The sequence below is a fragment of the Lysinibacillus sphaericus genome (genome assembly GCF_001629735.1).
Classification (GTDB): domain Bacteria; phylum Bacillota; class Bacilli; order Bacillales_A; family Planococcaceae; genus Lysinibacillus; species Lysinibacillus pinottii.
Genome location: NZ_CP015224.1, coordinates 1,158,489 through 1,185,019, shown reverse-complemented (window position 1 = coordinate 1,185,019; position 26,531 = coordinate 1,158,489). Strand labels below are relative to the sequence as shown.

Genomic DNA, 26,531 nt, shown 5'->3' with positions numbered 1-26,531 from the left:
AGAAAAAGCCATTCTCTCTACATTGGGAGAGAATAACTTTCCTTCATAAATCGGTATACAATTGATTACAGTTTTGCCCAACGTTCCTCTAACCAGTTCATAAATTGTACACCTTTGTCGCCTTCATACGCATCAAAGACATCTAAACGCATACGTTTTAGTTTATCTGCAAAGTCTGCCACTGTATGGTCCTTCGGCAAGCTTTTTTTAACCCGCAGGAAAATTTTGTCTGTTCCCTTGATAATATCAAAACGTGCAGGTGATGGTTTCTCTACGTCCTCGCCAAGCGCCACAAGTGCTTCATAGGCTGCTACCTGCACCTTGTAGACAGTATCATGCTGCATACGATTTAATAATAAATCTATGATTTTGTCATGTTGATAAGCCGATAACTTTTCGACTGCGTCTAAACGCTCTCGCCAGCTAGATGTATAATTGGCCTGTTTTTTTAATGTTTCATACTGCTCAGGTAATGCTGTTTCAAACTGTTTCAAGTAATTGCACCTCTTTTTTTGACTAGAGGAAAAATAAATTCTTTTTCTTCTGCTTCACTTATTATACGTTGTCTTGGTGAAAATAGCGATAAATCACTGGTAAGCCTATTAGACCGGATGCTATCGAACCTTCTGCTTTTTTATTTGCCTATCCCCCTATTCTTCCTGTTATTATTATAATTAAGGTATAAAATCAGATGAAAAAGAAGGTCTTTTGATGTTAGAAAAATTAAATGTATTTCTCCAAAAATACATTGCCATCTTGACACCATTAAGTTTAATTTTAGGTGTATTAGTTGAAGGCTGGGGACAAAATTTAGTATTTCTCGTGTCCTGGCTATTTGCATTCATGACATTCTCAGGAAGCTTACATATGAAATTTAAAGATGTAAAAATCTTTATGAAGCATCCAGGACTTATTATCTTCTCCATTATTTTTCTTCACCTATTCATGCCGTTATGGGCGTATTTTTTATCCACTGTGATCTTTGACGACCATTTATTAACGGTCGGCTTTGTTTTAGCGGTTGCAATTCCAACAGGGGTTACAAGTGTTATCTGGATCAATATTTGCAAAGGAAACTTACCATTAGGCTTATCCATAATTTTAATCGATACGCTACTTTCTCCATTCATTCTCCCTTTCATTCTCTTCTTTGTGTCGGGTGAAAAAATTGAATTAGACGTTCTATCGCTTGTATTTAACTTAGTTTTAATGATTGTCTTGCCGACGATTGTCGGTATATTGGTGAATGAATGGTCAAAGGGAGAAATACCCAAGAAAATTGGAAAGAAGCTTGCACCTTTTTCAAAGCTATGTTTATTTACTGTCATTTTAATTAATAGCAGTGCGATCGCTCCATACTTGAAGGATTTTAATCTACACCTATTGTTCGTTATATTATTAGTGTTTTTAATTGCTGTATCCGGCTATGTTTTCGCCTTTTACATAGGTCGCTATTTGCTAAAAGACTATTCACATATGGCTACCTTTGTTTATACTGGCGGTATGAGAAATATTGCCGTTGGGGTCATTGTTGCTACTACATACTTCCCGGGTAAAGTAGCAATGCCTGTCGTGTTTGGCATGTTATTTCAGCAAGTGCTTGCATCAATTTTTAGTAAACTGGTGATAAAAAGAACCACTTTGATGGATGAAAATCAAGTTTCACATTAGGTGGTGTTTTCATGACAAAGGACATGATTACAGTTATTTCTGTTTATGGAGTAGGAGCTATTTAGTTTTATTGGTGTCCCTCCTCTTTTATAGGTTTTTTAGGCTGACTATTCCCTAAAAGAGCAAAAAAAGAAGTGGCATGTATCAAGCTTCATTCGCCAATCTAATTTTCAGGGGGGATGTGATGACTGTTAAGAGTAGGATTTTCATCTGTTTAGTTAGCGGCTTAGCATTATTTTTAGTAGGAGCCTATAAAATCTTTACCAATCACTTGGAAGCTATGTCCCAGCTTGTAGCTTATATGTTCTTCGTTTGTGGATTTATAGGCTTTGTTTTTAGTAGTGTATCGTTGTTTAGAACAGCTCGAAACTAGTATTGCTATTCAATCTGAATCGCCTTGCTGAAATCAATGACGTTTCCCTTGTACTTATAAAAATATATGAATAGGATGGTGTGATCTAAATGATGTATGCTCCATTGTTTGAACAGGACGTTCCAGCACTTCTTCTTCCTTAACGGTAGAAGCGCTTTTTCTCCGTTAAGGACATAGGTATCTATGAAAACGGAGGAAAAAACATGAGAATTAAAATTATCGGTGCCCTCTTTTTATCGCTTGCGGCGAGCATTTGGGGCGCTATGTATGTAGTTGTTAAAGTAGTGGTGGAAGTCGTGCCACCGTTGGAGCTTGTTTGGATTCGTTATTTGATTGCCGTATTAGCGCTTGGTTTAATTGGCATTATGATGAAGCAATCTTGGAAAATCGCCAAAAAAGATAGGCTCCTTATTATTCTTGTCGGCCTCATTGGGAATACAATTTCGATAGTTACCCAAGAAATGGGCACTATGCTTTCCACTGCCCAAATGGGTGCGATTATTACGGCTACAACACCTGCTTTTATGGTGGTCTTTGCTCGTATCATATTGAAGGAAAACATAACGCCGAAAAAAGGATTGTCCATTATTCTTGCCACAATTGGCGTTGGTGCTATTGTAGGCCATGGCGGAATTAATTTAACCCAACAATTAGGTGGACTCTACTTATTGGTTGCTGCATTAACATGGGCATTAATGTCAGTACTAGTAAAAAAGGTTCCAAGTCATTACTCTCAAATTGTTGTAACAACCTACTCTTCTTTGATTGCCGTCATACTACTAACGCCTTTTGTCATTCCAAGGCTAAAAGATTTGAATTTATCCGTTGTTTTACAGCCTACAATTTCAGGCGGCTTGTTATACTTAGGTATTGTTTCAACTGCTGGAGGTTTTTTATTGTGGAATAAAGGGCTTCAACTAATGAATGCTTCTAGTGGGGGCTTATTTTTCTTCCTTCAGCCCGTTGTAGGCACAATTTTAGGCTGGCTTCTTTTAGGTGAAGCGATTGGTCTTTCGTTTTGGTTGGGCTCCCTATTTATTTTTAGTGGAGTATTTATGGTCATTCGCGAAGAGTAACAGTATGTGCGTTTCTATCTTGTATAGAGGCGCGCTTTTTTCTTAAACCAGCTACTGGCGGATATCACGTATTTTGTTGTCATGTTCATACAGCTCGGCTCATATATTGCAACAGCCTAAAGGAGATGATGATTTGATTACCTTATTAGATTCCTTAAAGGAGCTATCCTTTATACTCATACTTATTTCTACTATGGTGTATCGTCGACATCTTAAATTAACGAGATGGAAAAGAAAACTAACGATGGGTGAATGGATAATGTATATCGTTACGTCCACTGCCCTTCCTGTTTATGCCGTACTTTATATGGTTTTTCTTTTGGGAACTTAATTTGTGGAAAATAATCCTATTCACTATTAATAAATATATAATTGAATGGAAGATTTCATTTTAGGAGGTTTTTTATGTTTCAAACAGTAGAGCATTTTTTACAATCCTGGACATTTGAGGCCACTGCTACGCAAAAACTATTACAACAGCTTACTGATGAATCGCTTCATCAAGCCATTACTGCTGAACATTGGACTTTAGGCCGTATAGCTTGGCATACGGTCACAGCCATTCGAATTATTTCTGCGAATACCCATCTAACATTCGAGGCACCAGCAGAGGATTTTCCTGTTCCTACTTCAGCACAATTGATTGCAGATAGCTATTACCAAGCGAGTAATGCCTTTATGGAAGCTTTAAAAACACAATGGACAGACAAGACCATGAATGAAACAATTGAATTTATTGGCCAAACCATCCCTAACGGCTCCCTCTTATTATTTTTATTGCAACATCAAAGTCATCATCGTGGACAAATGACTGTGCTAATGCGTCAAGCAGGCTTACCTGTTCCAGGCATTTATGGTCCAGCCAAAGAGGAATGGGCACAGTTCGGGTTACAAGCTCCCAACATGTAAATCAAACAATTAAATCGAGGTTGCCTATTAAGGGACAACCTCTTTTATGGAGAACTTAGTTAAGAGTAGCTAACCCGTTATTCGTGTCTGCAATGGTTGGGTTTGCTAAATAATGCCCACCTTCAATTTGCAATGTTTGACCTGTCATAAATTTCGATTCGTCAGAGGCTAAAAATACCACTGCATGACCAATATCATCTGCTTCACCATGATACGGTAGAGCATTAAATTTAGAATAGATTGCTAGCATTTCTTCTGGCATATTATTTTTCGCTGCTGGTGTTAAAATGAGACCTGGTGCGACCGCATTACAGCGAATTTTATCTTTACCATATTGTGTGGCAATGTTCTTCGTCATATTGACCACGCCTGCTTTTGTAGCCCCATAAGCTGTACGGATTTGATCACTAGCGAATGCGGCCATGGAAGCTGTGTTAATAATAGAACCCCCTCCTGCCTTTTGCATATGTGGAATCGCAAAACGGCTACCGAGTAAAATGGATTTTAAGTTCACATTGACTAAACGATCCCATTCATCTAAGTCTATATTGACAACATCTAAATCCTTCTGCAAGTTCGTTAGACCCACATTATTAAATAGTACTGTGAATGTGCCGTATTGTTCCACCGTGAAGTTCACCGCTGCCTCTATAGAAGAGGCATCTCCTGCATCAAGGAAAATAGCTGAAGCTTCGTATCCTTCTTTCACTAAAGAACTGGCCGCTTCTTTAGCACCCTCTACATTGAAATCGGCAATAACAACTTTTGCGCCTTCCTGTGCTAATAAGGTCGCTGCTGATAAACCAATCCCTGATGCGCCACCTGTTACTAATGCTACTTTATTTTGTACACGATTCATTTACAATTCCTCCTTATAACTAAAAAGAGCAACCAACTCTTTCTTCCTGAAAGGTAGTTTAACATTAAACTATTTATTTTTAAACTAAAAAGACTAGCTTATCGATTACCTACGCTCTCTTTTTTATGTTAAAATTTACATATATTACATAAAGAGGTGTTCATATGGAAAGCAATAAATTGAATTGTAAAGCATGTGGAAACGATGCCTTTGCTTCAGGACAAATTGGCAGTTTCACCAGTGAAGGAAATATATGGCCGATCGGCTCCATTATGGCTACTGGATCTCCCCTCATCTTAACGTTTTGTACAAAATGTGGGGAAGCTTCATCCATCAAAGTGGCTAAGCCGGAGAAATTTAAATAAGGCGCATGGGTATTGTCAAGACAAACGTCGATGTACTGGCTTAAGCTATCGTTTTCTTTTTCAGCTCATCCGTTGACAGTGCGTGTTTTTTCAAGTCACCAACTACTAGAAAGTGCAATGTTCAAGGGTTAATTTAGTGTGACCATACACCTAATTCCTACCCTTCTATACAAGAACTAAATAATTATGCTATAATACATTGGAAATCCTCAGAGGGTCAACCAATTCTTGGCTGTAGCGAATAATCTCGCTACAGCCCTTTTTATTATCTATTTAAAAAAACGAAAGCATCCTTAGTTGCTCCCGTTTTTATGCTTCCCCTATTATTTTTCTTCCCCATTGATACAGTTTTTTCGCCCAATTCCACATCAAAATAAAGAGATAGATGATGAGCATTTTTGATGAATCGTTTTTACAATGAAATAACTAATAGGTTAAATGAGTAAACTTAATGGAGCTCGCGTCATGAATCAAACATGGTTGTAAGCTTCATGATAGTTTTCCAATTACGAACCGTTGCGGGCACCTCGAGCTTGGGCAATTGTTGACTAAGCTTAGCGTTGCGAATGCTATTGTAAAATAAAAGATAAACCTCTCTGCCGATGATGACACAACGCTCTTGCTCATTCACATATGATAAATATTTATTACTATTTTCTTCCGTAGGGGCAGCAGGTAATAAGGCGACATGAAGGCATTCCCCTATTGCCGCGGCACTAGCGTCAGCCATGTCTTGCTGAGAAAATGGGCAATTGTTGACGATATGCTGAAGTTCCTCAGCGGTTCTAATGATGACTGTACTTGTAATATCAAAGTTTATTTGGATTGTTTCATGAATTATCTTCTGCAAAACTTCCTCTGATTCGGTGGATTCAAAAAGAATATTCCCGCTTTGTATATAGGTACGAATATTTTGCAATCCAAGTGGTATAAGAGCTTCCCTTAAGTCAGCCATTTTTATTTTATTATGTCCACCTACATTAATGCCTCTCAGTAATGCTACGTAGTTAATCATACACCCCCACCTTTCTTCCTAATTGCATTATAGCAATATTTAGGGAATAATAGGAAAAAAACTGCACTCGGGAAGTCCAAGTGCAGTTGAATAATTATGCTAGTCGCTCGATGTCCTTTATTAAACGCTCCACATTTTCTTTTTTTGTCGCCCAGCTTGTGCAAAAACGAACAACCGTATGGGTATCATCGAAGGGTTCCCAAACAGAGAAGGAGTATTTTTCGCCTAATTTCTTAAGTAAATCGTTCGGCAAAATGGGGAATTGCTGATTGGTTTTTGAATTATAGCGTAAGGCGAATCCTTTTTGGATAAACGCCTGCTGAATGAGCATTGCCATCTCTACCGCATGATGGGCAATATCCAAATAAAGATGATTCTCCAATAATGTTTCAAATTGAAGACCTAGTAATCTGCCTTTTGCGAGTAGCCCACCTCTTTGTTTGATCATATAGCGAAAATCTCGTTGGTAAGCTGGATTCACAATTACGACCGCTTCGCCAAATAAGGCGCCCATTTTTGTTCCACCTATATAAAATACATCGCAAAGCTGAGCAATATCTTTTAACGATAAATCATTACCGTCTGCTACTAAACCATAGCCTAAACGAGCACCGTCTAGAAACAATGGCAATCCACAATCCCGGCAAACTTTACTTATTGCACTTAGCTCTGCTTTACTATATGTTGTTCCATTTTCTGTTGGATGAGATATGTACACTAAGCCTGGCTGTACCATATGTTCATGTGTGCTGTCTTGCCAGTGGGCGTCATAGCATGCCTTTACCTGTGCGGCCGTTATTTTACCATCATCGCTAGGCAAAGTGAGCACTTTATGACCGGTCGCTTCAATTGCCCCTGTCTCATGGACAGCAATATGGCCTGTAGTTGCCGCAATGACTCCTTGATGAGGACGTAGGATGGAGGCGATGACAGTTGTATTCGTTTGCGTGCCACCAACTAAAAAGTGAACGTCTGCCTGCTCAGCCGCTATCTCTTTTTTGACATAGGCTTTAGCTCTTTCCGAATGCTCGTCCATCCCATAACCTGGAGATTGCTCCTCATTGGTTTCCACTAATTTTTGCAAAATTTGTGGATGGGCACCTTCTGCATAATCATTTTCAAATCGTATCATATCTTTTCCCTCCAATTTCTCTCTGTATCTATAGCTTATTTTACAACCTTAGGATGGTAATAATCTATGGTTAGTTGGTGGTCTAAAAGACTTATTCGCTATTACAAGGAACGCTTCGGGCTGAGATACTAATTATAGGAATGATTATCATTTTAAAAATCATTCTCTCCCCCCTTTAAAGGAGGCTTTATTTCATTGTTATAAATCTAGTATGTCATCTGTAAATCATACTTTTAGCCATAATTTCTATTTACGATGAAAAAACTACAATCTTTCTATAAATTTGCCTAATGATAAATAATAATCATTAGGCTTTCTTACTAAATTAGATTTCCTCATTGCTCAATCTCCTGAAGGACCACATGACGAATCACTAGTTGTTGAGCTATCAGCACAATGATGGTTCTCGTGAGTAGTAGTATGCAAATGATGACCATTCCAATCGTTTGTTGAATGTAAATCATGTATCTCCTCATTGGATTGATTAGATTTTTGGCTAAAGCTACTAAGGATACTGACGACTATGATGATGCCAATAAACATAATAAAAAATTCCACTATTTCCATCCCTCCTCTTTCATTATGTATGATTATAGCATGCAAAAAATGGAATCTGTTCTCTTTATACCCATAGTTTTTATATAAATCTGGTAATTGATAGGAATGGATGTTAATTTGGTATCTGTTTATGCATTGTATGTACGGATTCAAACCATCTTCTCTGCTTTAGTCTACTCATAGGTGAAATTACGGACAAAATAATACCACAATCGTATGGATTGTGGTGTGTGAATTATGATTAAGATTTACATGATGATGATTCATTCGCACGATTCGTATCGTTTGAATTTTTCTTTTGTTCTTTTGTTAAAGAATTATCTTCACGCACATCTAAATCATCTGGACTTAAATCTGTCGCTAATTCCGCCAACTCTGACTGACGTTTATATTGCTTGCCCTTTGTCAAAATGATCACCTCCAAGTAGTATTACATTGCCCTAATTGGTTCGATCTCATTCTTGGAAAGGTATGAAATAATCATTTCTAGCTATGCTAATTGAGGTACAAGCTGGTTCAAAAGATGGTGATATGCTTGTAAATCTTGGTCATATAATTTTTTATAGGTCGCTAGGCTATAATGCTTTATATAATCAAAATCCTCATCACTTACTAAGTGATGTTTATGATTGAGAGCCCAAGCATTTTCCCATGCAGTTTGCTCAAATTGAATATTCATATGATGTTCTTCCAGCAACATAGATAACAGATGCTCATGAAGATAAATTTCCTGTAAGCTATGTTGTTTTTTCATTGTAAAAATTTCAATGGTACGCGGAAGCGATGATTGTAATGCTTCACGATCCACCGCATGACCCAGCTCATGTAAGGTCATTGTTTTTACATACACTTCAATTGAAGGTGGATGTGGCAGCTCATTCTTTGCCTCGATTAATCGCTCGGCATCAAAGCCTACATAATGCCCAATAAAGTTATAGCTCATATTAATTCCTGAATGGTCCTGCTTTATAGTCATCCGCATGCCAACAGCCTGCACAACGGAGTTGATGATATCATATAGTTCTTTTTCATTATGTTGTTTTGTCATGATCCGTCCTCATTTCCTCTGCAAACAATCTCATGTAACTATAATGGAAACGGATTAAATATATACTACAATTCATATAAATTCAACAAATAAATCCTATAGATCTTGAGGAAATGCTCCACAAAAAAGGCGCTTGTAGTAAAAACTACAAACGCCCCGTGTGTGAAGGGTCTTATCTTATTTAAAGGGATTAGTTATTATTGTTAGTTCTTCGATTTTGGTTAGTGTTATTACTACGCTGTTTGCTGCGAGCCTCGCCGCCTTTACGTCCTATTTCTTCATAAAAATCACGATCATGATTTCTGGAGGTAGCTTCTCCGCCTTTACGTCCCGCTTCTTCGACAGTCATGTTTTCATTGTTGTTTCTGTTGCGATTGTTTTGCTTGTTAGCCATTTTCTATTCCTCCTAATTTTTTTTGAGCTATTGACTAGCTCGCTATTTATATTCCCAGCTACATCCTATCTAAACATCCTTTTTTCAAAAAATTGATTTTTCTATAGTAGTAGAACCTTGCCATCCCAGCTCTCTTCAGTCTTCGAGCAATCATATAAATTTACTCGTACCAATATAATACTAATCTATAACATTGTAATTTTATGAAGGAAGGGTGATGTGAAAATGACAATTTTGACAAAGCCATCAATTGGCTTAACACAATTTACGGACTTCACGATGAAGGGAAGTGCCGCCAAGACGAAATTTGTGAAAGATATTAAATATCAGGGCGATTATCATCCAATTAAGGATTATTGGAAAGCATTACGCGAAGGGTTAAAAAAATACCATGAACATCATTTTAATGACTCTTACCTTCTCGATCTTGTAGACAATGCCCTCCCTGCTCGTCAGAAAAATTATCAAGAAGCTATAAAAGCCTATTTAAAATTTTTTAAAAACAAAAATGTGCAATGGTTTGAACCCGGTAAATCTAATTGGGTTTGTGATGACTTAATCGTCCGTTCAAATCCAGAGCTTGGTTTAATCGTTGATGACATCCCCTACCTTATAAAACTATATTTCAAAGGAAAAAATGAACGCATTGATAAACATAAATGTCGATCTGCCCTTACCCTCCTAAAGGATTCTCACTATTCCGTTGAACATCCTGCTTCTGTTAAACATGCCATTTTAAATGTTCAAAAAGGTCGCTTAATTACAGAGGATGAATCGACCGAGTATCACCAACTAGCCCTTGAAGCGGATGCTGCACAATTTATGTTTATTTGGAATAGGCTTTAATCGTGAACAACTATATTTGAATAGCGTATTTTTTATTCGAATAAGATGGAAGCATTTCTAGACGAAACTAGTTCAATCATGACAAAAGGGCATGCCCTATAGGATAATAGTAAAGAGCGTTGAAATCAGATAATAAAGGAAGTGCTTCTATGAATGCAGAAATGGTGATGCAGGAGCTGAAGGAGCTAGGCAAAGAACGGACGAAAAAAATGTATATGTCGAATGGGGCACATGAGCCGGTTTTTGGTGTGGCAACAGGAGCCATGAAGCCGATTGCCAAGAAAATTAAAATCGATCAGGCATTGGCAGAAGAGCTTTATGCGACTGGCAACTATGATGCTATGTATTTTGCAGGTGTCATTGCAGATCCAAAAATGATGACGGCGGCTGATTTTGATCGATGGATGGATTCGGCTTACTTTTATATGCTGGCTGATTATGTAGTGGCAGTCACTTTAGCGGAATCACCTATTGCACAAGAGGTGGCGGATGCATGGATGGCGAGTGGTGAGGAACTGAAAATGTCAGCAGGCTGGAGCTGCTATTGCTGGCTTTTAGGAAATCGTAAAGATAACGAATTTTCTGAAAGCAAATTAGCAAGCATGCTAGAGGTTGTGAAAAAAACAATTCATACTGCGCCTGAACGAACAAAATCTGCGATGAATAATTTTCTTTACACAGTGGCGATTTCCTATGTACCCCTCCACGAAAAAGCTGTGGCAATAGCACAGGCAGTTGGTCCTGTGGAAATGAAGCGTGACAATAAAAAAAGCACGACACTGAATGCCTATGAAACTATTCAAAAGGAACTTGATCGAGGAAGGCTTGGTTTTAAACGTAAATATGTAAGATGTTAATGAATCAATCTAACAAGCATTGATCCCATTCGGATGAATGCTTTTTTTGTTATCGCATAAAAAATATTGGTTTTCATTATTTTTTTAATTTCCTATATTTTATTTTAGAATTCATGCGTTTATGTAACGACAACAAAGAACAACCGAACAAGCATTGTACTATAGTCATCATTTTCTTTATCCTAACAGGGTACTGTCTATGATACTTCTTTATAGGCAAGAAGATATGACCGGTAGTATTATGAGGGCAATGAGTCTTATGTTTGCATCAAGTACCATAGCAACTTTTGCAGCTGTCCTCATCGCCTCTTGCAAAAACCGAAAAGAATTAACCGTTTTCTGTTAGTGCCTTCCATTTTGGATATGTAATAGCTTCCCTATATTTCACTACTATTTTACTATAAAAACATACCAAATTTTACTTTTTGATAGTATAATAATTACATATTTTGATAATAGGAGGATATATATGAAAAAATTAGTCTTATTTTTAGCGATGATTACCCTATTCTTCACCACTACCACGATTGCTGATGCACATCCAGGGCGTCTCGATAGCAATGGTGGTCATAATTGTTCAGACAAGTCAAAGGCAAAAGGTCTTTGTACAGGCTATCATTATCATAATGGGAATAGCGACAGTGGTTCCTCCTCAGGTGGTCAAAGCAGCTATACACAGCCCACAACAGCAATTCAGGCTCCAGCATTGACAAAAGTAGCCGTTTATTTGAATAATGTAAAACAAAGTTATACGCCAAGCGCCTACATGAAAAATGGCACAACATTGGTACCGATGAAACCAATTTTTGAAGCTCTTGGAGCAACTGTTTCTTATGATAATGCCACTAAAAAAGTAACTGCGACGAAGGTCGGGAAGAAAATTGTTATCGGGGTTGGCAACAAAACAGCTTATGTTGATGCAAATGGAACGACATCTACAATTAGCCTTAGCCACCCTGCCGAAGTTTATCAAGGAACGACAATGGTGCCTTTACGCTTTGTTAGTCAAGCCCTTGGCGCAGAGGTAACATTTGATGAAGCCAAATTAACCGTCTATATTACAACAAAATAATGGACAAACAAAAAGCAGCTTCCTTGGAAGGATGCTGCTTTTTTAGTGTTGTTCTAACTCGAACTGATATTTTTTATTAATTTTATTAGCTATTTTCTCTAAAAATGCAGCAACTGTCATATTTTCAACTTCATTTGTATACCATGCCAATTTGGCGCCATAATTTTTTTTATTATAATTTACTTCTAATGGCCAGAAATTTTTAGTCTTATAGGTATAATCAAATTTTATATATAGTTGTTTTCCCTCTGGACACTCCATGACCACGTTATATAACGGATTTTTTCTTTCCTGCTCAAATTTTACTTTTCTTATTTTCGTTAACATCCTAACCCCCGCCTCTCTTCTTTTTATTTCGACAAAAGTTCTAAAGATCTTTAAAAAAAAAAGATAAAGCACGCTGTTTCAACGAACTTTATCCTTTCTTTATTATAGCATAGTTATTTATTATCGACAAATTTATCGTAATAACGTTTGAGCATAGTAGCCATTTGCTCACGTGTGAGAACCCCTGCCGGATTCATATTTTTACTGCCATCGCCTCGGATAATGCCTTCTCTAATAGCCCATTCCCACGCTTCTTTATGAGATGCGGCTACTTCTCGATCGTATAGTAAACTAGCTTTTGTAGCTAATACGCTTTTTAAAGCTTCTATTTCCTGCTTCAACTCATTATATTGTGACATTGTTAACCCCTCCTCCAGGCCATTTTTTAAATCTTGCTGGAACTGTGCTTCGCTAATACCCATACTTATTAAATAGGCAAACGGATCTTTGTGTGTGGTGCCGCCCAAATTATCAGCTATCCAACGATGGGATTTGATGCCGTTGCCAGTACCATCTAAAATAGTGGGAATCCCTGCCTCTATAGCCATTTTGCGCAATAACCAAATATATGCTGCGTAATCCTTTTTAAATTGTTCCTTATCAGAAGTCCGCGCTAGCTCTACTTGGGCATAGCTATATGGATTCCCTTTAGGGCCACAACCATATTGAACGCGATTAACTGGTGCTATTTGCACAATGCGTCCGCCACCCCCTACCCAGTGAGAAACGAATGCATTGGCTTTATTTTTATTCATATAGGCAATTTCATTTTCTAATGCATTTGGACCAGTGTTAGTGCTATTACCCGATTCATGTGCTACCACGTACTTAATGGCGGTGAGCGGTTGATTAGGTAATCCTGACATCATCTGCAATTCAATCACATAACTCATTATGCACCATCCTTTCCTATCATTTCTTTGCGAATGACCACCATGCTATTCATCAATAGTTCTGACGATTATAGGGGTGAATGGACAACTAGTTTTATTGCGACAGGCTAGCTATTTGCCATGGTTGACTGATGGGCTGAATGGATGACTGCTCTATTTCACCTTTTTTGCTGCTACACATGTATAGTGAATGAAGGAAAAGAGTGACATTCACTTATTCTAGTAAATGCAAGCTATACCATTTTTTCTAGTTAGTTGTGCTCATGACTATTATTTAAAATGATGAATAAATGATCATTTCACTTCAACAGGTGCATTGACAAAGGACGGCTCCATATAGTATTTTGTATCTTCTAAACTGAATGAAGGAGAGAGATAAAGTGATTGTAGAAAATATCATGAATCGATTAACTAGCCTACACGGTTACACGGCTATTAAAAAAATCGACAAAGGCTATTCCTCTGATACCAAATATGTCGTAACCGTTAATGATACGCCTTATTTTGTACGCCTCTCCGATCTCGCACACCAAGAGAAAAGATGGATTGAATTTACTTTGCTACAGGACTTAGAGCTCCAGGGAGTTCAAACACATAAGGCCATTGAATATATGGTCCTCCCGGACGACCATCTTTCAGCGATGGTGATGAGCTATTTAATAGGCTCCCCTGCGGATGAAATCATTCTTCAGCTTTCGGACACAGAGCAGTATCATCTCGGTCTAATGGCTGGGAAAGAATTAAGAAAAATTCATCAGGTGAAATCACCAAAAACTATCCATTGGGAGACGTTACAAAAAGAGAAATTTACTAATTATTTACAAGCCTATCAGCAGGATTCTTATCAAATTCCGCAAGAGGCTAAATTATTGTACTTTATAGAAGAACATTGGCCGCTATTAAGACAACGCCCAACTACCCTTCTTCATGATGATTACCACCTTGGGCACATTATTTGCCACCAAAATAGTTTTAATGGGGTTATTGATTTTAATGGCTATGATGTAGGTGATCCCTATCATGATTTTTATAATCTAGCCCTGTTTAGTAGACGGCATAGTGTCCCCTATTGCATCGGGCAAATAAATGGGTATTTCACCCAGCCACCAGATGATGAGTTTTGGCGACTATATGCCTTATATGCTGCCATAAATGTCATTTCAACCATTGCCTGGACACGCCAATATGATCCGCAATCATTTGACGATGCGTTAGCCAGAATTCAGCTAATTTTACAGGATCATGCTTACTTTTCCTCCGTGAGGCCTTTATGGTATCCCGATCAGCAGGTCGTTTAGCCACTTTCGAGCAGCGCTAATATTTTTTGCCGCTCTGCTTCAAAATTAATGGCTGGCTGCTGTGGCCGTTCCTCTTCATGACGATGGTGAAACCACTGTGGAATAATCTCTTGACGTCTCTTGGCTGGCATGTCCGTCACTTTTTTCTTCTGGGCATGAAAGCGCATTTGGTCTGAAGCAATATCTGCCATGGTCTTTAGTTGTTTATGATGCCAATTTTGCAATATCTTCTCAACATACCGCCAGCACAATACATTGTGCTCCACAGCTAGCTTCATCGCATGGATGACTATTTCCTCTGAAAAAATGTTTAGCCAGGAATGAATTTTTGCAGTCATATACGCCGACAGAGAGCCAAAGCCTTGTTGTTCGAAAAAGTAGTAGGCTGTCTGTGATTGTTGATTATCATCTTTATTGTTTAGTAATTGGTTATTTAGTAATTTATTATTTAGTTGTGTGGGCTTTTCCGTTTGTGGTGCGGCCGTTGACGGCTGGGCAGCACGGTTAGAGACTTCAAAAACGACAAACTCCACCTTGCTGAATTTTCCATCCTTTGCTCGCTCCTGTACCTTTTGAAGATAACCTTCCCGAATCAGTTCATTAACAATGCTAGCAGTCCCGTCACGTCCACATTTACTACGTGTCGCCAAATCTGTCAGACAAAAATCCCAATCATCTGGCAATGACAGCATATAGGCAAGCAATCCCTTTGCCTTCCAACTTAATTGGTCATTATTTAAAAAGCCCTTGTCCAATACCACAAAGTTATCGTTCTTCACTACTCTGTAGATCATGGCTATCCCCCTCCTCCACAATTACTCTCTGTACTATCTATATAAAAGTTTATGCTATAAAAAGGGACAATTTTTTCTAATTTTTTATTTCGCTAGAATTTATGGTCCTTTTTTTGAGGGTGTTCTTCTGAATACATGGACAAAAAAAGACACTTACCATTTCGTAAGTGCCTCTGCTGCAACGCTCACTGCCAATGTTGAGTGTGCCTTGTTTTATTCGTATAGTTCTTTATAGATAATAACTTTTAATGCAGCTATTTCTTCATCTGATAATTTGCCTTCTACCTGTTGTAATGCCTCTTCCTTCGTCATGGAGCCGTCCTGTAATTTCACACGAATATCATTTAGCTCTGTAATGCCTACTTTTTGAATGATTACTTTAGTAGCCTCTTCTTTCGACGTAAAAGGTAACGTACTACTATCTACCGTTTTCGCCTCTTCCATATAGGCTTTTAACTCCGGATCGTTTTCAATTGTATTTTTGATTTCTTCCTTTTGTCCACTATTCTCTAATTCTGTTGAGAGTGTATTGACAATTTTTTCTGACGCAAATTTCGTGCCAAAATGTAATACACCATAGCCAACTATACCAATGAAAATAATAAAAACAACTAACCATTTCATGAATCTCAAAATCGCTTCACTCCTTTATCCACGTTCATCATACTATATGGAGTGGGTGATTGAGAAACAATTCTCCCTAGAAATTATGTAAAAAAACCCCATCCGATGATGAGGCTTTTATTTGACGTATTTCAAATACTTGCGGACAAATTCTACAATATAAAGTACTTCTTCATCAGTCATACTTAAAAGATTGCAAACACGTTGCAGTCTTGCTGGTGAAGTTAATTGTTGACGAACTTGATGGATATACATGTATTTGCATTTACGTGGATTAACCTTATCCCGTATTTGCTTGTATCGAAGGTATGCGTAGCGAGCAAATGCATTAAGCATCTCCCGCTCCTGCTCATCACGTTCTTTTTTTCTAGCAGCTTCATCAATTATGTCCGTTTCAAATGTCCGTGTACCATCTGTTAATTGCATAGTACCACCTCTCTATTGCAAATGTACTCTTAACTATTAAATGCAACAAAAAAAGCCACACCTAGGGTAGATGTGACACTTTTATTGATTACCTATGTAAAGATTATTGAGAGTGCTTTCTTCTTTGATCTCGCTTCTTCAAAATATATCGTGTAATGCCAAGGGTGATAACAATTTCGTTTATTAATAAAAATTGAAAACCATTGGGAGTTGCATGTCGCCAATCATAGATGCCCCAAATAATAAGTGTGAAGAGAACAACTGCAAGTGTATGTCTAGAAGCCTCTGAATAATAATCTTTTTCTTTATCCAAAATCTGCAACATCCTTTCTATTGAGACGGTTTTTTCACATATAATACGCAAAGATAGCGACAATAATATTCGGTAATGCTAACCATAAAGCGTTATTCATGATGTGATTACGTTCATCCCTATCTTCTTTGGTTTCTGTTGCAAAATTGGCCCGCATTCGATCCCCACTCCCCATTGATCCAGACATTAACAAAGCGAAAATAATGAGTATTCCACCTACAAGCCCCGAAAGGAAATGGGCTTTTTCTGTACCCCATATTAGGATTGAAAATACAACACCTAGGATGGACATGATCGTTCCGATGCCTACATATTTCATTTCCACACACCCCTTCTGTAGTATACGGTGGAAGCTTCATTTTCGTTTCAAAAAAACCAAAATTTTCATATTCATTACAGCCACTATATAATATAATGAGGAATTTTCTTTATTTATAAATCGTTGCGATGAGCAAAGTCGACGGTTTTCCAAAGAATACAGAAGGAGTAGATACAAATTGAAAAAAGAAATGGGTGCGTTGCTATTGTTGAGTGCTATTCTGTTTTCAGGTTGCCATTCAGATCAAAAAGAAAATCCCACAGAAGAAAAAACTTTTAAAAAAGCTTATAGTCCAACACATGCTGATGCCACATTAATGGGTTCCTCTGCCAATAAAGAAGTAAAACTGTATAAGAAAGGAGATGGCGTAAAACTGGAGTTTAATGGGAAAATGAAGGACTTTAATTGGAACAACCCTGATGATACACGAACCGAGTCTCAAGTGTTTTACATAGATATGACAGATGACGGCGATGAGGAAGCTGTTATTATCCTTCAGACTGGTAGAGGAACGGGGCTAGATAATTATGATATTCATGTAGTAGATCAGGACTTACAAGAAATAAAGGTTCCTCATTATGAGGAAATTGTTGCTCAACATATGGAGTCAAACGTTGTGAAAAAAGACTTTGAAACATTAAATATTACGGGTCGAGCATTTGGCAAGGAATATCACTTTGACTATAAAATCGATCCAGAGCTAGAAATACAGCAGGATCAGCTAGGTTTTGGTGCAATAACGATTTATTATATAGAAAACCAACGAATAAAATTGACCCTTGCAGCTAGCGTATTTCCTATAAATGTGGCTGATTTCCATATTACCTATACATTCGATCATACGAAGAACGAATTTATGGTCGATCAAATAGAAGTAGAACCGATTCAACAATAAATAACAAACGAGTATTTTTCCTCTACTATTTATTCGTATAGGATAAGCTCCAAACGTTCATAGTAAGTATGGTATGAAACTCATACCGAATCATACGACGGAGGGATCAATTTTATGAATAATGTTCGTGAAGGTTTAATCCCAACTATTCTCGGGTCGGCTGTCACAGCGGCAGGATATGCCATGAAGCAAAAGCATGGTTCTAATAAAATGGTGGCCAACACCATTTTTGGCTTTGGTTTAGCTCATATTGTGTTAGGAGCTATTGACCTGGTGGAGCATCGTCGTTAAGAAAAGAAGGGCACTCTATGTGCTCTTCTTTTTATTTTGAATAATTTCCCATACAATGTTAGCATGATAATATAGTTAAATGAAGGAGAGTTGTCTATTGGCCACATTTGAAGATTTTACAGCGCTTGATCTACGAGTTGGTACAGTTTTGCAGGCACAGGAGCTACCAAAAGCGCGTGTTCCTGCTATTAAAATGAACATCGATTTTGGGGAGGAGATCGGCATTAAACAGTCTTCCGCCCAAATTACAAAACGGTATACGCCAGAGGCAATGGTCGGAAAGCAAGTTGTAGCCATTGTTAATTTTCCTCCACGCCGAGTTGCCGGTTTTAAGTCAGAGGTGTTAGTGATTGGTGGAGTGCCCGAAGAGGGAGACGTTATCCTGTTAACACCTGATCAGCACGTACCAAATGGCACAAAAATACATTAAAGAGCCGTGCATTATGCAAGAGGCTCTTTTTTGTGAATGGGTATCCATATTTCACTTGTAAAGGTTGGTGAGGAGAAATCAGTGCTCGCATGACTGACAATTTCAGGGCCAGCCACCTGATTATAGCCAGAAGACGGAAACCATTCGGCATAAATACGGCCCCACGATTCCTGAAGTGTTTGCGGGAATGGTCCTACCACTGTAAAGACTACCCATGTATTCGCAGGGACAGCAAGCTGACAAAAGTACCCAGGGTTTGTTGCTTCTGTAGTAGCTACTCCAATATAATGATCGAGTTCTCCCTTCTCCTCCATTCGCCCCTCTGAAAAATTTGTAGAGGCTTGGATGATGCCCTTAGGTTCCACATTGGACAGCTTTTTAAGCTGCTCAATATCTGTAATTGTTAGAGATTGCGCCATTTTCACAATGTCCGGATTTTCTCCCTGAAAAATAATCGGTACACGTTTCATCAAGCCAACAATGTGAAAGGCTTCTTTTTGCTCGAGTCGGTAATTCATTTCTTTTCCTCCTTGGATGGTAAGTTGGAAGGTCATCCGTGGGAAAGCTTTAAATGTTTGACCAGTTTGCCTTGCCTCTGAGGGTGTCATTCCATGTAAGTGCTGAAAAGCTCGTGTAAAAGCATCTGCTGAGCTATAGCCGTACATAACAGCTATATCAAGGATTCTCAAAGAGGCGTTCGACAAATCAAGAGCAGCCAGTGTCAAACGTCGCCGACGAATGTATTCAGATAGTGAGATACCAGCTAGAAATGAAAACATTCTTTTAAAGTGATACTCTGAACAATACGCTTTTCTTGCTACTTCCCTCATGTCAATATCGTTTGTCAAATTGGCCTCAATATAGGCAATTGCTTCATTCAATCGTGTGCATGAATCCACTTGAATAACCTCCCTTTACACAACAATAGCAAGAATAGAATGATGTCATCCGACATATTGTGCCCTAATTAGTCGCCTTTCAAAAAATAATCTATCGAACAGGCAGATCACTAACTTTCAAAGCTACTTTCACATATATATAATAGTGTAAAGCTAATTTTAGCCTTACACCTCCTGACTTGATACTTAGGGTCACTGGTCGTACAGTGGCCCTATGAAGAAGAAGGTTTCCATATAACTTGTATCCCATTTTTACTATATCCAATAAGTTACCTGTTCCATTTCTAAAAAAACTCTATCCTTTTGGACAAGCTTTTGCTATAGCATAACGTCTTTCATGTAGTAGATTGGATGTTTTAGAAAGTAAAAGGAATGACCAAGAACTAAAATTCTTGGTCATTCTTATGTTAGCGATAGGTTGAATGGCTCGGCTCAAATAAATCTTCGTCGGAATGACGCACAAGGGAGAAATGGTCAACATTGTAATGACCATGTAATAAGTCATTATGATGTGCGATCATTGCACCTGGTTCTAAAACCTTGGAGCCGTTCGTCGAATGTCCATCACCGACAACTGTGACATCAAAGCCTTGAACAGTGGCAGTTCTGACGGCGGTATCTACACAGTGCTCGGTTTTACACCCCATCATTACCAAGTGCTTCACATCATGAACCTTTAAATAGTCCAGCAAACCCGTGTTGTAGAATGCATTGGTAGCAAGTTTATCAAAAAAGACAGCTGATGTGGGAACATGGATTTTTTTATGTACTTGAAAGCCAGCTCCCTCCCCACCAGCTACATCTTGATCACGAACAAAAATAATTTGAGCATTTTCTTCGATTGCCTTGTTAATCACCTTATTGATGGTCTCTACTAATTCGTCTTTACGATAAACAGCTTGTTCCTCCTGATTACCTTCCATTAGTTCTTGCTGTGCATCAATCACAATTAACGCTTGTTTCAAAAGCATCTCTCCTTTTTGGGTTACTAACCATACTTTACCATAAAGGAGGTTTTACCTTTATTATTTTTTTACTTTAGAAACGGTTATGTCATCCCCAATTGGTCAAAGGATAGACTCCAGTTGCGGGTGGACTGCCACCAGCTCATTAAATTTCTTCATGATGGCTGTATAGCGTTTTGGTGTTATCTCTGGATCAGCAACACTACCCGACTATCCGTGACCATTAACGCACCAGTATTTTCTATTTTTATACAGTACGCTAAATATGGCTCATCATTTTCCTTGTGCATATTTTTCCTCTAACTCTAGTGAGGTTAATGTGCCCCACATCTTCAATCCCTCTCGCCAGGCAGATGCCACTATAGCCACCTAATGCTCCAATTTCTAATTTGTATACATCATGTCAATAAACATATTGCTTTCATCGTTCAACATATACTGGGGATAGCGATTACTTTTGAAATGGAGGTACGTGTATTGAAAAGAGTCATAAAATATGTTTTGGGGATTGGCACATTATTGATACTGTCAGGCATCTTTTTAATTGGTGCGCAATCTCACTATAATCAGAAGGAAATTAAAATTGCGAGTAAAATTTGTCTTGAAAATGGCGGACATCCTAAAATCATTCGTGATTATTTGGCTCTTAACTACTCTTTTTCCTGTCAAAAGGACTGAGGTTTTACATAAGATGGTGAATTAAATCATAAAGATATTTCTTATCAATCAAAGATGAAATGGATCCATTAACTAAATCGTTTGAGTTGCATTTAACTATTCGAATATGCTAAAAACACCGTATCTTTTTTATAAACATCGCAACCTTATTGCAAAACTAAACCTAGCATTATAAAAATATAAAAAGTAAAGGGTTGCCACAAATAATCAGCTTTCACTGACTTTTTGGACAACCCTACTTTTTTCTATTTTAATTGCATTGTTGTAATGCAAGTGCCATCGCTTTCATAAGTAGAAAATATCGATTCTACCGTTTTGCCTTTGTGCTCCATTTTTATGTTATACGTTTGGTCACGAGGTAGCCATAAATCAATAAATCCATTTGCTAGAGTTTTCATGGTTTCGTCCACTAGCACATTACCTTTTGAGTCTTCAATATAGACAGCTATATCCTTATTAGCCAGTTCTCCTTGGCACCCCGTCAAGCTATGGTTAGTACAAGGGTGAGTTTCATTTATGTAAGGAGCTACAGAAACAAAAAATTCGTCTTCTGGCAAAGCATATGCTGACTCAATTCCTTCTTTATCAGTTACAATCAGCTGGTTTGATGTGATTGAAGCAGATTCGTCTTTAGTTTTGTCCCCGCTATATTCATTCACCAACTCCTTAATATTTTGCATCTCCACTTCTTTTCTAGGATTATCGTCATTAGTACTCTCTCCATTGCAAGCACCTAGGACAACCGTAGTAAGTAAAGTTACAGCAAAAGCTTTTAATTTCATTTTATTCACCTCTAATTTCTTCATTCTTTCTACTTTGTAAAACGCTGACGATTTATACTATAAACTATAAATAAGAAGAAATTGTGCAGAGGAAAAATACATACATTACAAACAGATTTTATTTATTTGAGTATTGGTGACTGCAATCCATTCCAATGAAATAAACGTGATCATGTTGCTGATTATAGGATAGTTTTTTCAAAGTTACAGCAGAAAAAATTTTCTAAATTTTTAATATTATATACTTTTAAAGAGTATCTCATAATCATTTCCATTCAAACTCCAATGTTTTTAGTTTTGACTCAAATTCAAAGCCCAATTTTTTTGCTAAACGTTTAGATTCAAGGTTTGTTTCCATCGTTGACCATTGGGGTACTAGTCCATTTTTTATACAATCATCTAAATATGCTGAACATACTAAAGTTGCTAATCCTTTATTCATGTGTTTCTCGTCGTATGTTTCAACACTAATTTCATGCTTATTCTCGTGTACACAGCAAGAAAAACATGCACTTACTATTTTATTATCCCTTAGGATACAATATCCCAGTCCATGAGTATTAAAGTCTTCAATTGAATACCAAACCTCTTCTAATACGTCAGAAAGAATTCCATCTGGATCGTTCTTAATGACTTCGGTATCAATTTTTTTTATTAGATAATTATCCGGTAAAGGTTTGTATTGCTCTTTTAAGGAAACGAAAGCCTTAGGATTGAATTGATAATACAACTCATAATCTGGTTCGTATTCTTTATTAGCAATAACATTTTCTACTACTTGTTCCCATATCTCATCTTTTATGACTGCAATAAACCAGGTTCCACCACACGATTCATAAGTATCCATTTTTAATTCATTATCAAGAAAATCTCGTAAAGAATCAATAAACTGTTGATTAGTCGCATTCCCAATAAAAATACTGCTTATTCCTGTTACATCTATTAGTGCTGTATTGGGTTCTTGCAGATTGTCTACATAAATTGTCCCTCTGTTCATACCATTAATTATGGAATTTAATGTTAAATCATTCTTCTGATCAGGTGTTTGTAGTAACCTTTTTATTTTGTAGTAGTCTCTTTTATCCAATTTATAAATCATAAAACAGCTCAGCTCCTTTCATAATCCGATAAAATATTTGTTTGTATTTAAATTCCTATAGTTTTTTTAGAAAAAACTGCTTTATACAGGCAGCTATGAAATGGCGTAGCGATGATGCATTTTCAATCTTACTGATTTTATTTTTTTATCTGTACGAAAGAACTATAGGGTAAAATCCTTAATCAAATAATTATCCAGCATGAAATAGCCCCTTCTAGCTCTTTTCATTTTAAACGTTCTGATGTAATATTTAATATTTTACCATTTTATAACTTTTTATAAAGTAAAGCTAATAACTGCACGTTTTGATTCACCAATAAATGAGGGAACTTTTTCCTGAATTGATTACTTCGGGGCAGGACTAAGCTTTACTATTAATGATGCAAACCCATAATAAAAAAAGACGTCAGGTAGACGCCCTTAAAGTTTGATCGATATCCTCTATCAACCTATCCACTTGTTCCTTTGTTATCTTTATGACATATAGCTCTGTCTTTTCGTTTCCATCTTGATTGGTTAGGTGTTCAGGATATTGATAGTGGTTTGATATCTCTTTGCCCATACAATCACCTCTTTAATGATATATATTCGACATAAAGTATAGCAAACCTTCAATAAAAAGGAAAATATCCATTTACTTTCTCACCCTATAAGCATAAGTATCCGCTATTCCTATTAAAACCCTGTCCATTGAAGGAATCCATTACTTAACAAAGCTATTACTTCCCCATTTTCGCAATTTTTTTTAGATAAAACACCCCAATAGACAGAAGAAGGATACCATATACTTTTACCATCATATTTCGAATGGCAGCATCCATCGTTGTATTTAGCAGAGCAAGCCCAATACATGTAATGAGCAGGCCAATGAGCATGTGAATGATTCTCATTTTTTACCCTCCTTTTAATAGGCGAGCCCTACTCGCGTTTTAACGAATTCCTTACTAAAGATTTGTTGGTAGGCAAAGTAGGCTGTATCGGCTACTGATATTTCACTACCGCCTTCAGGTAAAAAATTACGCTCCACTCGATAGGTTCCTGTAAATGATCCATCTGGTAAATAGGTTGGACAAACAATCGTCCAATCGACATTGGAAACGTGTAATTGTTCAAAAACGTACTGATGCTCCTTAGCAGCAAACGTAGATTTTCGTTTGGATTCCGTTGATTGATAACGAAGAATTGTTGGCGACACTCGACTTTGTAAAATACCCGCAGTGCCAATCGTAATAATTCTCTTTATCTTTTGTTGCTCCATAACCTCAAGTATGAGCGAAATACTAGTAGATAAAGTATCATTCCCATCTGTATTTAATGCACTTACTACTACATCCACATTCACCATAGCCTGTTCGAGATCTTTCTTATTTAAGACATTTCCCTGAAAGATATGTAATTTCTTATTGTCCATCTGTAATTTATGGGGATCACGGACAAATGTCGTTACTTCGTGTTGATCTTTTAACGCGAACTCAACAATTTGTCTTCCTACACGTCCAGTTGCACCCAAAACTAATATTTTCATAGACCTTCACCTCTTCATTCCATTATAACATGCCCCTTCTATGCAAAAGAGACACATGCAATATGTGTCTCCCGCTTTCCTTATTTTGTTTCTAATAGCTGAACATTCACTATAAATGCTCCCATATTCTCTTCTTTGGCCAGCTCATGGATAATCGTTTGAATCTCACTTTCTGTGCTTTTTTCTATTTCATTACCATCGTGTAATTGGATGGTGATGATTTGATGGTTAGGGGAATCTACCAAATAGCCTACTGTACTATCTGGTGAATAACCTGCCTTTCGTACTGCTTGTATAATCTTTTGTGTAAAATTAGTCTCTTGTAATTTTTCACTAAACTCTTCCGCATAGGTCGGAGTAGGAGAGAAACTTACGGCTATTGGTGAAGGCTGTTTTTCTACAATCAGCCATGATATCACTACTATAGCGAACATCAGTAAAAAGAAACCTTGTAGTATTCTCTTCATACACTCGCTCCCTTTCACCTTTATATTAACAGGCAGAAATCTAGTATTCCCCCCTAAAAACGGTTAGTTATGTACGACAAAGTTTCCATTTTTCTATTCCAAGGGCAAATTACCAAGAACTCTACTTAATTTTTCATAGATTAGATGTGTAAGGGTTGCGCGACCAATACTAAAAATTAACCATAAAGGAGATTAAAAGATGCAAGATTGTAGATTTAATCATTATATGAATTGGGGTCAACAAAAAGACGAAGCAAAAAAGTGCTGTGAGAAAAAATGTAAGCATACGTGTAAATGCGAACACAAGGAAGAAAAATGCCCTGAGAAAGATTGCTGTGAGAAAAACGAATGTAAAGGCTGTATTTGCCATCAATTAGAATGTCTGCCTATTGGCACACTTGTAGACGTCGTGTTAGCAGGTGGTTTTAGCTTAGCTGATGTCTTTTTCATTAGCCTAGATCCTAAAACGTGCTGTGCTACATTCTTAGAAGTAGCAGATGTAGGAGCTTCTCCGATTATCATAGATTGCCAACAAATTATTCTAATACGAAGAAGCACAATTGCTTAAAGAATTCTGGAATTGATATTTTCCAATATATGTAAACGGACTATTTATTTGATCTTCTGCCAGGTTGAATCCTGGCAGAATTTATAGGCTTATTCATTAATAATTACTTTCACAATGGGCTCAAGTTTTCCTCGATAAACATCGCCCAAATAATCCACTTCCACTACGACTACTCTCGGCTCAAAACGCTGGATACACTCAATCAAACGTTTGGTGTTCATTTTTTTCATACGTTGGAAGAGTTTACGAATATCTGACCGAATGCTCCATTCCCGTTGCGGGCAAGAGACCGTAAACGTCGATAAAATAAATGCTACATTTTGTAAAATACCTTCCACTCCCGTAGCTTTTCCATTCACATTACTTAATGCCGTTACTTGATGTGTCATGCTATCAACCTTTCTTCTACGTTCATACTGAAGTTTGTTCTCTTGAAAAAGAGCACTTTGTTATTTATGCTTGTTAGTCAATATTTATGAACATTACTTTGTTTGTACCCCAAAAACTTTTGGAATAAACAAATACTTAGCTGATAGGTATGCTTTAAAGTTTAGCGAGTAAATGCATAATAGAGGACGTAGAGCCAGCTAAAGCATCCATGGATGATTGCCCATATGATGGAATGATGGACACTCCATGAAATCGTAATCGCTAAAACAGAACCAAAGCCTATGCCATTCTTGACGACTGTTTTATGCTCCATTTTCTTCACCTTCTTTATTTTTTTCATCTCCCCATCTTGCCATCTCACCTTATTCCCCTC

Annotated in this window: 40 protein-coding genes and 1 pseudogene; 15 read left to right on the top strand and 26 right to left on the bottom strand. The window is 37.5% G+C overall.

Annotated features, from left to right (window positions below):
* Positions 1-65: 65 nt before the first annotated feature.
* Entirely contained in the window at positions 66-494 is a 429-nt protein-coding gene (locus A2J09_RS05745) for a HEAT repeat domain-containing protein (RefSeq protein WP_012294160.1), read from the bottom strand.
* Positions 495-711: 217 nt separating this feature from the next.
* Here A2J09_RS05745 and A2J09_RS05740 point away from each other — a divergent pair, with 217 nt between their 5' ends.
* The 5 genes from A2J09_RS05740 to A2J09_RS05720 all read left to right on the top strand — a co-directional run bounded on the left by A2J09_RS05740 (position 712) and on the right by A2J09_RS05720 (position 4,029).
* Positions 712-1,671 (top strand): bile acid:sodium symporter family protein, encoded by a 960-nt coding sequence (locus A2J09_RS05740; RefSeq protein WP_012294159.1) that lies wholly within the window; start codon positions 712-714, stop codon positions 1,669-1,671.
* A 184-nt stretch (positions 1,672-1,855) separates the two neighbouring features.
* A complete protein-coding gene (locus tag A2J09_RS05735; protein ID WP_031419943.1) occupies positions 1,856-2,044 on the top strand; it encodes a hypothetical protein in 189 nt (62 codons plus the stop codon).
* A gap of 203 nt (positions 2,045-2,247) precedes the next feature.
* Positions 2,248-3,120, top strand: coding sequence for a DMT family transporter (locus tag A2J09_RS05730; RefSeq protein WP_012294158.1), 873 nt, complete (start codon positions 2,248-2,250; stop codon positions 3,118-3,120).
* 133 nt (positions 3,121-3,253) lie between these two features.
* On the top strand, positions 3,254-3,451 hold the full coding sequence (locus tag A2J09_RS05725) for a hypothetical protein (RefSeq protein ID WP_227256804.1): 198 nt from the start codon (positions 3,254-3,256) through the stop codon (positions 3,449-3,451).
* Between the two features lie 74 nt (positions 3,452-3,525).
* Complete coding sequence (locus A2J09_RS05720; protein WP_012294157.1) at positions 3,526-4,029, top strand: DinB family protein; 504 nt, start codon at positions 3,526-3,528, stop codon at positions 4,027-4,029.
* 55 nt (positions 4,030-4,084) lie between these two features.
* Here the strand turns inward: A2J09_RS05720 and A2J09_RS05715 are convergent, their stop codons facing one another.
* Complete coding sequence (locus A2J09_RS05715) at positions 4,085-4,888, bottom strand: SDR family NAD(P)-dependent oxidoreductase (RefSeq protein WP_012294156.1); 804 nt, start codon at positions 4,886-4,888, stop codon at positions 4,085-4,087.
* 164 nt (positions 4,889-5,052) lie between these two features.
* On the opposite strand from A2J09_RS05715, the gene A2J09_RS05710 reads away from it, so the two are divergent.
* Positions 5,053-5,253 (top strand): hypothetical protein, encoded by a 201-nt coding sequence (locus tag A2J09_RS05710; RefSeq protein ID WP_012294155.1) that lies wholly within the window; start codon positions 5,053-5,055, stop codon positions 5,251-5,253.
* Between the two features lie 463 nt (positions 5,254-5,716).
* Here the strand turns inward: A2J09_RS05710 and A2J09_RS05705 are convergent, their stop codons facing one another.
* The 6 genes from A2J09_RS05705 to A2J09_RS24605 form a co-directional block, all read right to left on the bottom strand.
* Positions 5,717-6,268, bottom strand: a complete 552-nt coding sequence (locus tag A2J09_RS05705; protein ID WP_012294154.1) for a DUF1697 domain-containing protein — start codon at positions 6,266-6,268, stop codon at positions 5,717-5,719.
* Positions 6,269-6,362: 94 nt separating this feature from the next.
* On the bottom strand, positions 6,363-7,400 hold the full coding sequence (locus A2J09_RS05700; protein ID WP_036161437.1) for a threonine aldolase family protein: 1,038 nt from the start codon (positions 7,398-7,400) through the stop codon (positions 6,363-6,365).
* Positions 7,401-7,742: 342 nt separating this feature from the next.
* Positions 7,743-7,958: a hypothetical protein gene (locus A2J09_RS23640; protein WP_051563229.1), complete on the bottom strand. Its 216-nt coding sequence runs from the start codon at positions 7,956-7,958 to the stop codon at positions 7,743-7,745.
* A gap of 241 nt (positions 7,959-8,199) precedes the next feature.
* Entirely contained in the window at positions 8,200-8,367 is a 168-nt protein-coding gene (locus tag A2J09_RS23890; RefSeq protein ID WP_171821087.1) for a hypothetical protein, read from the bottom strand.
* An 81-nt stretch (positions 8,368-8,448) separates the two neighbouring features.
* A complete protein-coding gene (locus tag A2J09_RS05690) occupies positions 8,449-9,006 on the bottom strand; it encodes a hypothetical protein (protein ID WP_036161435.1) in 558 nt (185 codons plus the stop codon).
* 190 nt (positions 9,007-9,196) lie between these two features.
* Positions 9,197-9,400 (bottom strand): KGG domain-containing protein, encoded by a 204-nt coding sequence (locus A2J09_RS24605; RefSeq protein ID WP_036161432.1) that lies wholly within the window; start codon positions 9,398-9,400, stop codon positions 9,197-9,199.
* A gap of 225 nt (positions 9,401-9,625) precedes the next feature.
* Between A2J09_RS24605 and A2J09_RS05680 the strand changes: the two genes are divergently transcribed.
* From A2J09_RS05680 to A2J09_RS05670, 3 genes are all read left to right on the top strand, one after another.
* A complete protein-coding gene (locus tag A2J09_RS05680; RefSeq protein ID WP_012294147.1) occupies positions 9,626-10,246 on the top strand; it encodes a hypothetical protein in 621 nt (206 codons plus the stop codon).
* Between the two features lie 149 nt (positions 10,247-10,395).
* A complete protein-coding gene (locus tag A2J09_RS05675) occupies positions 10,396-11,103 on the top strand; it encodes a DNA alkylation repair protein (RefSeq protein ID WP_036161430.1) in 708 nt (235 codons plus the stop codon).
* A gap of 469 nt (positions 11,104-11,572) precedes the next feature.
* On the top strand, positions 11,573-12,175 hold the full coding sequence (locus A2J09_RS05670; RefSeq protein ID WP_012294145.1) for a copper amine oxidase N-terminal domain-containing protein: 603 nt from the start codon (positions 11,573-11,575) through the stop codon (positions 12,173-12,175).
* A 42-nt stretch (positions 12,176-12,217) separates the two neighbouring features.
* Here the strand turns inward: A2J09_RS05670 and A2J09_RS05665 are convergent, their stop codons facing one another.
* Together A2J09_RS05665 and A2J09_RS05660 are read right to left on the bottom strand one after the other, a co-directional pair.
* On the bottom strand, positions 12,218-12,502 hold the full coding sequence (locus A2J09_RS05665; protein ID WP_012294144.1) for a hypothetical protein: 285 nt from the start codon (positions 12,500-12,502) through the stop codon (positions 12,218-12,220).
* 113 nt (positions 12,503-12,615) lie between these two features.
* A complete protein-coding gene (locus A2J09_RS05660; RefSeq protein ID WP_036161427.1) occupies positions 12,616-13,395 on the bottom strand; it encodes an N-acetylmuramoyl-L-alanine amidase in 780 nt (259 codons plus the stop codon).
* Between the two features lie 380 nt (positions 13,396-13,775).
* Between A2J09_RS05660 and A2J09_RS05655 the strand changes: the two genes are divergently transcribed.
* On the top strand, positions 13,776-14,693 hold the full coding sequence (locus A2J09_RS05655; RefSeq protein WP_230586165.1) for a phosphotransferase family protein: 918 nt from the start codon (positions 13,776-13,778) through the stop codon (positions 14,691-14,693).
* Here the strand turns inward: A2J09_RS05655 and A2J09_RS05650 are convergent.
* The 5 genes from A2J09_RS05650 to A2J09_RS05630 form a co-directional block, all read right to left on the bottom strand.
* On the bottom strand, positions 14,690-15,487 hold the full coding sequence (locus A2J09_RS05650; protein ID WP_036161424.1) for a DnaD domain protein: 798 nt from the start codon (positions 15,485-15,487) through the stop codon (positions 14,690-14,692). The genes A2J09_RS05655 and A2J09_RS05650 overlap by 4 nt on opposite strands.
* 213 nt (positions 15,488-15,700) lie before the next feature.
* Positions 15,701-16,120, bottom strand: coding sequence for a hypothetical protein (locus A2J09_RS05645; RefSeq protein WP_031419921.1), 420 nt, complete (start codon positions 16,118-16,120; stop codon positions 15,701-15,703).
* Positions 16,121-16,228: 108 nt separating this feature from the next.
* The gene (locus A2J09_RS05640; protein WP_012294139.1) at positions 16,229-16,537 is read right to left on the bottom strand and encodes a hypothetical protein; all 309 of its coding nucleotides are present in this window, start codon (positions 16,535-16,537) and stop codon (positions 16,229-16,231) included.
* Positions 16,538-16,640: 103 nt separating this feature from the next.
* On the bottom strand, positions 16,641-16,850 hold the full coding sequence (locus tag A2J09_RS05635) for a hypothetical protein (protein ID WP_231112957.1): 210 nt from the start codon (positions 16,848-16,850) through the stop codon (positions 16,641-16,643).
* Between the two features lie 34 nt (positions 16,851-16,884).
* The gene (locus A2J09_RS05630) at positions 16,885-17,169 is read right to left on the bottom strand and encodes a DUF5316 domain-containing protein (RefSeq protein ID WP_031419919.1); all 285 of its coding nucleotides are present in this window, start codon (positions 17,167-17,169) and stop codon (positions 16,885-16,887) included.
* Between the two features lie 178 nt (positions 17,170-17,347).
* Here A2J09_RS05630 and A2J09_RS05625 point away from each other — a divergent pair, with 178 nt between their 5' ends.
* The 3 genes from A2J09_RS05625 (at position 17,348) to csaA (ending at position 18,785) form a co-directional block, all read left to right on the top strand.
* On the top strand, positions 17,348-18,064 hold the full coding sequence (locus tag A2J09_RS05625; RefSeq protein WP_012294136.1) for a hypothetical protein: 717 nt from the start codon (positions 17,348-17,350) through the stop codon (positions 18,062-18,064).
* 114 nt (positions 18,065-18,178) lie between these two features.
* Entirely contained in the window at positions 18,179-18,355 is a 177-nt protein-coding gene (locus A2J09_RS05620; RefSeq protein ID WP_008179752.1) for a hypothetical protein, read from the top strand.
* A 97-nt stretch (positions 18,356-18,452) separates the two neighbouring features.
* The gene (csaA, locus tag A2J09_RS05615) at positions 18,453-18,785 is read left to right on the top strand and encodes a chaperone CsaA (protein ID WP_012294135.1); all 333 of its coding nucleotides are present in this window, start codon (positions 18,453-18,455) and stop codon (positions 18,783-18,785) included.
* An 11-nt stretch (positions 18,786-18,796) separates the two neighbouring features.
* On the opposite strand, the gene A2J09_RS05610 is transcribed toward csaA, so the two are convergent.
* The 3 genes and pseudogenes from A2J09_RS05610 to A2J09_RS24060 form a co-directional block, all read right to left on the bottom strand.
* On the bottom strand, positions 18,797-19,684 hold the full coding sequence (locus A2J09_RS05610; protein ID WP_031419916.1) for an AraC family transcriptional regulator: 888 nt from the start codon (positions 19,682-19,684) through the stop codon (positions 18,797-18,799).
* 407 nt (positions 19,685-20,091) lie between these two features.
* Positions 20,092-20,649, bottom strand: coding sequence for an isochorismatase family protein (locus A2J09_RS05605; protein ID WP_036161419.1), 558 nt, complete (start codon positions 20,647-20,649; stop codon positions 20,092-20,094).
* A gap of 102 nt (positions 20,650-20,751) precedes the next feature.
* Positions 20,752-21,037 (bottom strand): annotated as a pseudogene (locus A2J09_RS24060) (O-methyltransferase); the annotation flags it as partial.
* 89 nt (positions 21,038-21,126) lie between these two features.
* Here A2J09_RS24060 and A2J09_RS05600 point away from each other — a divergent pair.
* Positions 21,127-21,327, top strand: coding sequence for a hypothetical protein (locus A2J09_RS05600; protein WP_036161417.1), 201 nt, complete (start codon positions 21,127-21,129; stop codon positions 21,325-21,327).
* A gap of 245 nt (positions 21,328-21,572) precedes the next feature.
* Here A2J09_RS05600 and A2J09_RS05595 read toward each other — a convergent pair whose 3' ends face one another.
* From A2J09_RS05595 to A2J09_RS05580, 6 genes are all read right to left on the bottom strand, one after another.
* On the bottom strand, positions 21,573-22,109 hold the full coding sequence (locus A2J09_RS05595) for a CueP family metal-binding protein (RefSeq protein ID WP_051563225.1): 537 nt from the start codon (positions 22,107-22,109) through the stop codon (positions 21,573-21,575).
* 265 nt (positions 22,110-22,374) lie between these two features.
* On the bottom strand, positions 22,375-23,208 hold the full coding sequence (locus A2J09_RS05590) for a GNAT family N-acetyltransferase (protein ID WP_012294130.1): 834 nt from the start codon (positions 23,206-23,208) through the stop codon (positions 22,375-22,377).
* A gap of 406 nt (positions 23,209-23,614) precedes the next feature.
* Positions 23,615-23,770 (bottom strand): hypothetical protein, encoded by a 156-nt coding sequence (locus A2J09_RS23885; RefSeq protein ID WP_012294129.1) that lies wholly within the window; start codon positions 23,768-23,770, stop codon positions 23,615-23,617.
* A 157-nt stretch (positions 23,771-23,927) separates the two neighbouring features.
* Positions 23,928-24,098 (bottom strand): hypothetical protein, encoded by a 171-nt coding sequence (locus A2J09_RS23880; protein ID WP_171821086.1) that lies wholly within the window; start codon positions 24,096-24,098, stop codon positions 23,928-23,930.
* A gap of 14 nt (positions 24,099-24,112) precedes the next feature.
* Complete coding sequence (locus A2J09_RS05585; RefSeq protein WP_036161414.1) at positions 24,113-24,733, bottom strand: NAD(P)-dependent oxidoreductase; 621 nt, start codon at positions 24,731-24,733, stop codon at positions 24,113-24,115.
* Between the two features lie 80 nt (positions 24,734-24,813).
* On the bottom strand, positions 24,814-25,200 hold the full coding sequence (locus A2J09_RS05580) for a hypothetical protein (protein WP_036161410.1): 387 nt from the start codon (positions 25,198-25,200) through the stop codon (positions 24,814-24,816).
* A 199-nt stretch (positions 25,201-25,399) separates the two neighbouring features.
* Here A2J09_RS05580 and A2J09_RS05575 point away from each other — a divergent pair, with 199 nt between their 5' ends.
* A complete protein-coding gene (locus A2J09_RS05575; protein ID WP_031419906.1) occupies positions 25,400-25,768 on the top strand; it encodes a hypothetical protein in 369 nt (122 codons plus the stop codon).
* An 89-nt stretch (positions 25,769-25,857) separates the two neighbouring features.
* Here A2J09_RS05575 and A2J09_RS05570 read toward each other — a convergent pair whose 3' ends face one another.
* Together A2J09_RS05570 and A2J09_RS05565 are read right to left on the bottom strand one after the other, a co-directional pair.
* Positions 25,858-26,157: a hypothetical protein gene (locus tag A2J09_RS05570; RefSeq protein WP_012294124.1), complete on the bottom strand. Its 300-nt coding sequence runs from the start codon at positions 26,155-26,157 to the stop codon at positions 25,858-25,860.
* A gap of 161 nt (positions 26,158-26,318) precedes the next feature.
* Positions 26,319-26,519 carry a hypothetical protein gene (locus tag A2J09_RS05565; RefSeq protein WP_012294123.1) on the bottom strand — a complete coding sequence of 67 codons (201 nt, stop codon included), beginning with the start codon at positions 26,517-26,519 and terminating at the stop codon, positions 26,319-26,321.
* Positions 26,520-26,531 lie beyond the last annotated feature (12 nt).

Bases quoted from the DNA above. Each gene is read 5' to 3' on its own strand.
- A2J09_RS05700 (WP_036161437.1), bottom strand. From the start codon at position 7,400: ATGATACGATTTGAAAATGATTATGCAGAAGGTGCCCATCCACAAATT.
- A2J09_RS05680 (WP_012294147.1), top strand. From the start codon at position 9,626: ATGACAATTTTGACAAAGCCATCAATTGGCTTAACACAATTTACGGAC.
- A2J09_RS05740 (WP_012294159.1), top strand. From the start codon at position 712: ATGTTAGAAAAATTAAATGTATTTCTCCAAAAATACATTGCCATCTTG.
- A2J09_RS05665 (WP_012294144.1), bottom strand. From the start codon at position 12,502: ATGTTAACGAAAATAAGAAAAGTAAAATTTGAGCAGGAAAGAAAAAAT.
- A2J09_RS05730 (WP_012294158.1), top strand. From the start codon at position 2,248: ATGAGAATTAAAATTATCGGTGCCCTCTTTTTATCGCTTGCGGCGAGC.
- A2J09_RS23885 (WP_012294129.1), bottom strand. From the start codon at position 23,770: ATGGGCAAAGAGATATCAAACCACTATCAATATCCTGAACACCTAACC.
- A2J09_RS05590 (WP_012294130.1), bottom strand. From the start codon at position 23,208: ATGATTTATAAATTGGATAAAAGAGACTACTACAAAATAAAAAGGTTA.
- A2J09_RS05620 (WP_008179752.1), top strand. From the start codon at position 18,179: ATGAATAATGTTCGTGAAGGTTTAATCCCAACTATTCTCGGGTCGGCT.
- A2J09_RS05630 (WP_031419919.1), bottom strand. From the start codon at position 17,169: ATGAAATATGTAGGCATCGGAACGATCATGTCCATCCTAGGTGTTGTA.
- A2J09_RS05675 (WP_036161430.1), top strand. From the start codon at position 10,396: ATGAATGCAGAAATGGTGATGCAGGAGCTGAAGGAGCTAGGCAAAGAA.
- A2J09_RS05595 (WP_051563225.1), bottom strand. From the start codon at position 22,109: ATGAAATTAAAAGCTTTTGCTGTAACTTTACTTACTACGGTTGTCCTA.
- A2J09_RS05570 (WP_012294124.1), bottom strand. From the start codon at position 26,157: ATGACACATCAAGTAACGGCATTAAGTAATGTGAATGGAAAAGCTACG.
- A2J09_RS23880 (WP_171821086.1), bottom strand. From the start codon at position 24,098: ATGAGAATCATTCACATGCTCATTGGCCTGCTCATTACATGTATTGGG.
- A2J09_RS05670 (WP_012294145.1), top strand. From the start codon at position 11,573: ATGAAAAAATTAGTCTTATTTTTAGCGATGATTACCCTATTCTTCACC.
- A2J09_RS05715 (WP_012294156.1), bottom strand. From the start codon at position 4,888: ATGAATCGTGTACAAAATAAAGTAGCATTAGTAACAGGTGGCGCATCA.
- A2J09_RS05690 (WP_036161435.1), bottom strand. From the start codon at position 9,006: ATGACAAAACAACATAATGAAAAAGAACTATATGATATCATCAACTCC.
- A2J09_RS05650 (WP_036161424.1), bottom strand. From the start codon at position 15,487: ATGATCTACAGAGTAGTGAAGAACGATAACTTTGTGGTATTGGACAAG.
- A2J09_RS05710 (WP_012294155.1), top strand. From the start codon at position 5,053: ATGGAAAGCAATAAATTGAATTGTAAAGCATGTGGAAACGATGCCTTT.
- A2J09_RS05735 (WP_031419943.1), top strand. From the start codon at position 1,856: ATGACTGTTAAGAGTAGGATTTTCATCTGTTTAGTTAGCGGCTTAGCA.
- A2J09_RS05585 (WP_036161414.1), bottom strand. From the start codon at position 24,733: ATGAAAATATTAGTTTTGGGTGCAACTGGACGTGTAGGAAGACAAATT.
- A2J09_RS24605 (WP_036161432.1), bottom strand. From the start codon at position 9,400: ATGGCTAACAAGCAAAACAATCGCAACAGAAACAACAATGAAAACATG.
- A2J09_RS05640 (WP_012294139.1), bottom strand. From the start codon at position 16,537: ATGCAATTAACAGATGGTACACGGACATTTGAAACGGACATAATTGAT.
- A2J09_RS05580 (WP_036161410.1), bottom strand. From the start codon at position 25,200: ATGAAGAGAATACTACAAGGTTTCTTTTTACTGATGTTCGCTATAGTA.
- A2J09_RS05705 (WP_012294154.1), bottom strand. From the start codon at position 6,268: ATGATTAACTACGTAGCATTACTGAGAGGCATTAATGTAGGTGGACAT.
- A2J09_RS05720 (WP_012294157.1), top strand. From the start codon at position 3,526: ATGTTTCAAACAGTAGAGCATTTTTTACAATCCTGGACATTTGAGGCC.
- A2J09_RS05575 (WP_031419906.1), top strand. From the start codon at position 25,400: ATGCAAGATTGTAGATTTAATCATTATATGAATTGGGGTCAACAAAAA.
- A2J09_RS05660 (WP_036161427.1), bottom strand. From the start codon at position 13,395: ATGAGTTATGTGATTGAATTGCAGATGATGTCAGGATTACCTAATCAA.